This window comes from Nocardiopsis sp. TNDT3 (assembly GCF_003427465.1).
In the GTDB taxonomy this organism is placed as follows: Bacteria; Actinomycetota; Actinomycetes; order Streptosporangiales; family Streptosporangiaceae; genus Nocardiopsis; species Nocardiopsis dassonvillei.
Genome location: NZ_QPFC01000429.1, coordinates 1 through 5,789 on the forward strand (window position 1 = coordinate 1; position 5,789 = coordinate 5,789).

Below are 5,789 nucleotides of genomic sequence, written 5' to 3' on the forward strand. Positions count from 1 at the left end.
CGCGGGCGGCCCCGTGGAGTCGGTCAGACCCTCTCGTTCGGCGACGTGGGAAAGCGCAGGATGGCGCCGTTCTCGTTGCTGGTGTGGCCGTGGTCGAGGACCTCGCCGAAACCGGCGTCGGCGGCCATCGCCGAACGCAGCATCAGCGCGCTGGCCGGTGCCCGGAACGCCGCGTCGGGGTCGTCCAGGTCCGCCGGGTTCTTCGACACCAGCACCGGCTCGCCCGGTGAGCCCCACAGCTCGGGTTCGCCGTCGCGGTCGGCGCCCAGCAGCAGGGTGCGCACCCGCGCCTCCGACAGCATCGGCAGGGTGGGCTCGGTGCCGCGCACCGCCTGGTCGTTGGCGAGTTTCTGGTGGTAGTCGGCGATGATGTCGTCATGGCCGTCGATGACGAAGTCGCGCAGCGCCTCCGCCGCGGCCGCGTGCAGGCGCTCCTCGGCGTCGGGGCCGCCCCGTCCGCCGGCCACCAGCCTGATCGGGATGCTCAGCTTGCGCTCGCCCAGGTTGTCGCGCAGGTAGGCGATGGCCTCCTCGTCACCGCCGACGAAGATGATCCGGGCGTCCACCTCGGCGACGGCCTCGCGCACCTGCTGGGCGATCCGGGCGGTGTTCTCCCGCCAGGTCTCCATGGGGTAGTGCTTGCCGTCGAAGCGGCCGTTGTACCCGCTCAGGACACCGGGCCCGCCGCGGCCCATCGGGTCGATGTTGCGCAGGTCGGCACCGGAGAAGTCCTTCTCGGAGGCCGGTTCGCTGGAGGGGTGGCCGGTGTAGGAGAACACCTTGGCGTTGACCCGGTCCAGCGCCACCAGGACGTAGGGCAGGTAGCGCCCCCGGTCCACGACCACGGGAAGGGGATCGGGAACCGGCATGCGCAGGGCGCGGCTCTGCGCGGGCGGTTCGGAGAGCGTGTACGCGCCGAGCAGGCGCCCCTCGGAGGCGAACAGGGAGTGGCCGTGACTGCCGAAGGCCCGGGAGGACCCGTCCCTGACCGCCTGTTCCAGCACGTCCAGGGTCGCCTTGTCGGTGCCCAGCGAGGAGAGTTCGTCCCGCAGGTGGCGCCAGCGCAGTTCGAGTTCCTTGCCGGCGTCGGTCCTGTCGCGGCTGGTGTCCAGGTGCACCGAGGCCACCGGAGCGTCGCTCTCGTACAGAGGTCGCAGAAAACCCAGGTCCATGTGTCCGCGGGGCGTGTGTCCCCGCCCCGCCCACCTCCTTCTCGGGGTCGGTCTGCGGGCCATCCTCGGGCCCGTGATGCTTGCCTCGGGGCACGCCACGTCGGCACAGACGCGCTTCTTGCCCAAGGATTTCCTGTCCTTGGACGGGCCCCCTACCCCGTCGGCCGCCGGACATGGGCGGAGAGGGACAACGAACTCACAGAAGAGGGTCGCCGGCTGTCGGGCGCGGAGGGGACCCGCGTCGCTAGCGTCGGTGACGCAGCAGAGGAGGGCACCATGCTGGACCGGCTCAACCGGGCCCTGGAGAAGGTCGAGGAGGACACCGGGCGGCCGGTGGACGTGGCGGAGATGGCGCGGATCGCGCTCACCTCCGAGCACCACCTGCGCCGCCTGTTCTCGGCGCTGGCGGGGATGCCCCTGTCGGAGTACGTTCGGCGGCGCAGGCTCACCCTCGCCGGGGCCGAGGTGCTCGGGGGCGGCGACAGCCTGCTCGACATCGCGGTGCGCCACGGCTACGGGTCGGCCGAGGCCTTCGCCCGGGCCTTTCGCGCCATGCACGGTGTGGGGCCGGGCGAGGCGCGCCGGACCGGCGCGGTGCTCGTCTCGCAACCGAGGATGTCCTTCCGCCTGACCGTCGAGGGGAGTACCACCATGCGTTACCGGATCGTGGACAAGGAGGCCTTCCGCCTCGTGGGCCCCAAGGCACGGGTGCCGATCGTCCACGAGGGCCGCAACCACGCCATGGAGGAGTTCGTCAGGAGCCTGGACAAGGGGGTCCGGGCGCGCGTCGCGGAGCTCTCCGACCAGGAACCGCGCGGTGTCCTGGGCGTCACCGCCGCGCTGTCCCCCGACCGCGGGGAGGGGAGCCTGATCGACTACTACGAGGCCGCGGCGACCTCCGCCCGTGGCGCGGAGGGCATGGAGGCGCTGGAGGTGCCGAGCGGTACCTGGGTGGTCTTCCCCAAGTCGGTGCCCGTGGAGCGGTGCCCCGAGGGGTTGCAGCACATGTGGGCGGACGCCTTCGGCCGGTGGTTCCCCTCCAACACGGCCTACCGGGTCACCGAGGGGCCGGAGATCCTGCGGGTCTCCTACACCGAGGACGGCGCCACCGCCGAGGCCGAGCTGTGGCTGCCCGTCGAGCGCCTCTGACGCGCCCCCGCGGCCCAGCGAGGGCGCGCGGCCGCTGACGGGACCGGCCGTGGCGGCCGTTTCCTAGACGCGGGTGCGGCAGCGGTCCAGGAAGCGGCGCAGCACCTCGTTGAACCGCTCGGGCCGCTCCAGGTTGGGCAGGTGCCCGGCGCCCTCGATGATCTCCACGACCGAGTCCGGCACCAGCACGTGCATGGACTCGGTGAGATCGGGCGGGGTGAACACGTCGTGCTGGCCCCCCACCAACAGGGTCGGCGCGGACACCCGGCGCAGCAGGGGCGCGTAGTCCTGGCGTCTGGCGCGGCCCAGCAGGGCGGCCGCCGCGCCCTCGGGCGGGGCGGCGTACATCATCGCGCGCACGTGGTCGGCCACCGCGGGCAGTTCGCGCACGTTGTCGGCGGTCATCATGCCCACGAGCACCTCGTCGCCGTAGCCGCGCATGCCCTCGGCGCGCAGCCGCTCGGCCAGCGCCACGCGGGCGGCACGGCCCCGCTCGGTCTCGGCGCTGGGGTTGGTGGCCGCCAGGGTCAGCGAGTCGACGCGGTCGGGGAAGAGCCGGTACAGCTCCAGGGCGATCTGGCCGCCCATCGACAGCCCCACCACGCTCACCACGTCCAGGCCCAGGTGGTCCAGGAGCGCGTCCAGGTCGCGGGCGAAGGTGTCCAGGGTCGTGGTCCCGGGGACGACGGTGCTGCTCCCGTACCCGCGCAGGTCGGGGGCGATCACCCGGTAACCGCGTCCCGCCAGGGCCCTGACCTGGGGTTCCCACATGGTGCGGTCGAAGGGGTGACCGTGGATCAGGAGGGTGGGGTACCCGGCGCCGCGGTCGGTGTAGGTGACGTTGATCCCGCGCACGGAGGCGATGCCCGGGCCTTCACTGCTCGCCGTGTTCGTCGTCTGATGTGCCACAGGAACCGATGCTATTCAGGCGTGCAAGGGCCCTGGCCACCGAGGGTCCCCCAGAGCCGGGTCACGGCCGGGCCGTAGGTGGTCCCTCGACACCTACGGCCCGCGGGTGGTACCGCGTCCCGCCGTTCTCGGGCGCGGTACGGCGTGGCGGGCGCGCCCGCCACACCGCGCCGGCCGCGGAGCGTCCGGCTACGGGTAAGACGCGCCCGGACGCCGTCGGGTTCGGACGCGGTTCACCGCCGCGCCTCCCCCTTCCGGTCAGGGGAGCGGCGGACCGGACGGGCCCCGCGGGTACCGCGGCCCAGGAAGAGCGCCGCCACCAGGTAGGGCAGTGCGAACAGGGCGAACGCCAGGGCGTGCCCGGTCACCGCGAACACCCCCGCGTACAGCAGGTAGGAGGCCGTGGTGAGGGCGTCGGTGCCCAGACCGGCCAGGGAGGTGACGGTGGCCCGGCTCGACCCGGTGATGCGGTCCTGCAGGCGGGCGTCGGCGACCACGCCCGCGGTCTGGCACAGGCCGAAGCCCACGCCGATCAGCACCCATCCCACCGGGCCGTCCAGCAGGGCTCCGGCGGCGATGGCGGGCGCGGCCAGGCCCACCAGGACGGCCAGGGCCCGTACGGGCAGCCGGGAGGCGGGCCCCGCCAGCAGCCCGCCCAGGAGCACGAAGGCCCACACCACCAGGACCGCCACGGGAACGGTGGCGGCGGGGACGCCGGACTCGGCGACGAGCAGGGGGACGTACTCGTCCAGCGCCTCCCAGAACGCGGTCACCGCGACCACCAGCACGATCGCGCCGCGCACCCGCCGGCTGGAGCGGGCCTCGGCCAGTCCGCCGCGCAGGGCGTCCAGGTAGCCGGAGGGCCCCTCCTCCGCTTCCCCGGCCCCCGCGGCGCCGTCGGCGGAGTCGGGGCCGCCCTCGGCGGCGCGGTGCTCGGGCAGGGCCAGGGCCGCCAGGGCGCACAGCACGCAGGCGGCGACGCTGGCCGCGCCGACCGCCGCGTAGCCGCCGTGGGCCATGACGGGGATGGCCAGCAGGGTGGCGGCGCCGACGGCGGCCACGTCCAGGGCGCGGGTCACGCCCATGACCCGGGCGTAGCGGTCGGCCGCGTCGCGGCGGGCGAGTTCGGTGTAGACGAGGGCTTCGAGGGAGCCCGAGGACAGCGCGCCGCCCGCGCCCCACAGGACGAAGCCGAGCGCGAAGGTCCAGTAGCCGGGCCACAGCAGCCACAGCACGAACGCGCACGCGGCCAGGAGCGGCGCGGCGGCCAGCAGGTAGCGCCTCGGCACCACGTCGGCCCAGGCCCCGGCGGGGACGGACGCGAGGACCGAGGACAGTGACCAGATCACGAACAGGGAGCTGATCTGGGCGACGGTCAGGCCGGTCTCGTCGAACAGCAGCGCGTACAGCGGGTAGAGGAGGACGAACTCCCCCAGGGCCGCGTAGGCGTACAGGGGTCGGGTCAGACGGGACGCACGCATGCCGGGGGCACGCGGAGACAGAGTGGTCATGGAGGTCTTTCGGTCGAGCGGAGACGGGCACCGGGGCGGGGACCGCCCGGGGTGGACCGCGTGCTCGGACCGAGGACCGGCTGGGGACTTAATGTCGCTGGAACATGCCTCCAGGATAGGGGTGCGCCAGCCGCAGCGACAGGGGGTGTGGACAACCCGGTCACGGACGTCGTACACGGGTGCGCGGGGCCGCCGAGCGGGCCCGAGTGCCCGCACCCGCGGCCCCGCGCTCGCAGCCGTCAGTCCGCGCGGCCGGGGCCGGGGACGATGCGCTCGACCACGTCGGTCACCAGGTCGTGAAACCGGTCCTGGGAGAAGAGGTCGGGCAGGGTGAGCCGCTCCAGGATGAGCCAGTTCAGCGCCAGGTAGAGCAGGACGACGGTGGACGCGTCGCCGGGCATGCCGGACTCGGTGTGGAAGGCGATGTTGGCGTCCAGGTCGGCGCGGACGCGCTCGGTGAGCAACTGGCGCAGCTCCGGTCGGCGGGTGGCCTCCAGCCGCAGTTCCAGCAGGGCCAGGTAGCCGGAGGGGAAGTCGGTGAGGCGCCCCACCATCTCGTGCATCAGCTCGGCGACCCTGTCGCGGTCGCGCGGTCCCGCCTGGGCCGCGGCGATCACGTTGTTGTCGGGGTCCAGACGCTCGTAGAAGCGGTGGCCGACCTGGGTGAGCAGGTCGTCGCGGTTGTTGAAGTAGTTGGACGCCGTGCCGTTGGGGACGGCCGCCTCGGTGTCCACGGCCCGGAAGGTCAGCCCCCGCGCGCCCTCGCGGGCGAGCACCTCGATGGCCGCGTCGAGCAGGGCCGCCCGGCGTGCCGGATTCTGCCTCATGTCGGTTCTCTCCTCAGAACGAAGTTGACACCACTTCGAGCGTAGTACTATGTTCTTACCACTCCACACAGAGTACTACGGAGTGAGTAGAACTGAGAGGAAACCCCATGCGTGCCGATTCCCTCCGCCTGGACCTGACCGCCGCGCCGTCCGCCGAGGTCCGCCCGAAGATCACCCTGCCCTTCACCCCTCCCCAGCCCCAGCCCCGGCGCAGGTACCGC

The 5,789-nt window shown here is 73.2% G+C and carries 5 protein-coding genes; 1 reads left to right on the forward strand and 4 read right to left on the reverse strand.

Features of this window, described 5'->3' with window-relative positions:
- Positions 1-23: 23 nt before the first annotated feature.
- Positions 24-1,172: a hypothetical protein gene (locus tag DQW06_RS11210; RefSeq protein ID WP_013153159.1), complete on the reverse strand. Its 1,149-nt coding sequence runs from the start codon at positions 1,170-1,172 to the stop codon at positions 24-26.
- A gap of 276 nt (positions 1,173-1,448) precedes the next feature.
- On the opposite strand from DQW06_RS11210, the gene DQW06_RS11215 reads away from it, so the two are divergent.
- Positions 1,449-2,321, forward strand: coding sequence for a helix-turn-helix domain-containing protein (locus tag DQW06_RS11215; RefSeq protein WP_013153158.1), 873 nt, complete (start codon positions 1,449-1,451; stop codon positions 2,319-2,321).
- 63 nt (positions 2,322-2,384) lie between these two features.
- Here the strand turns inward: DQW06_RS11215 and DQW06_RS11220 are convergent, their stop codons facing one another.
- The 3 genes from DQW06_RS11220 to DQW06_RS11230 all read right to left on the reverse strand — a co-directional run bounded on the left by DQW06_RS11220 (position 2,385) and on the right by DQW06_RS11230 (position 5,568).
- On the reverse strand, positions 2,385-3,176 hold the full coding sequence (locus DQW06_RS11220) for an alpha/beta fold hydrolase (protein ID WP_013153157.1): 792 nt from the start codon (positions 3,174-3,176) through the stop codon (positions 2,385-2,387).
- 287 nt (positions 3,177-3,463) lie between these two features.
- Positions 3,464-4,741: an MFS transporter gene (locus DQW06_RS11225; RefSeq protein ID WP_117198407.1), complete on the reverse strand. Its 1,278-nt coding sequence runs from the start codon at positions 4,739-4,741 to the stop codon at positions 3,464-3,466.
- 239 nt (positions 4,742-4,980) lie between these two features.
- The gene (locus DQW06_RS11230) at positions 4,981-5,568 is read right to left on the reverse strand and encodes a TetR/AcrR family transcriptional regulator (protein ID WP_071622106.1); all 588 of its coding nucleotides are present in this window, start codon (positions 5,566-5,568) and stop codon (positions 4,981-4,983) included.
- Between the last annotated feature and the right edge of the window lie 221 nt (positions 5,569-5,789).

What these genes read in the sequence shown, in the direction of transcription:
- DQW06_RS11210 (WP_013153159.1), bottom strand. Translation starts at nt 1,172, where the DNA reads ATGGACCTGGGTTTTCTGCGACCTCTGTACGAGAGCGACGCTCCGGTG.
- DQW06_RS11215 (WP_013153158.1), top strand. Translation starts at nt 1,449, where the DNA reads ATGCTGGACCGGCTCAACCGGGCCCTGGAGAAGGTCGAGGAGGACACC.
- DQW06_RS11225 (WP_117198407.1), bottom strand. Translation starts at nt 4,741, where the DNA reads ATGACCACTCTGTCTCCGCGTGCCCCCGGCATGCGTGCGTCCCGTCTG.
- DQW06_RS11230 (WP_071622106.1), bottom strand. Translation starts at nt 5,568, where the DNA reads ATGAGGCAGAATCCGGCACGCCGGGCGGCCCTGCTCGACGCGGCCATC.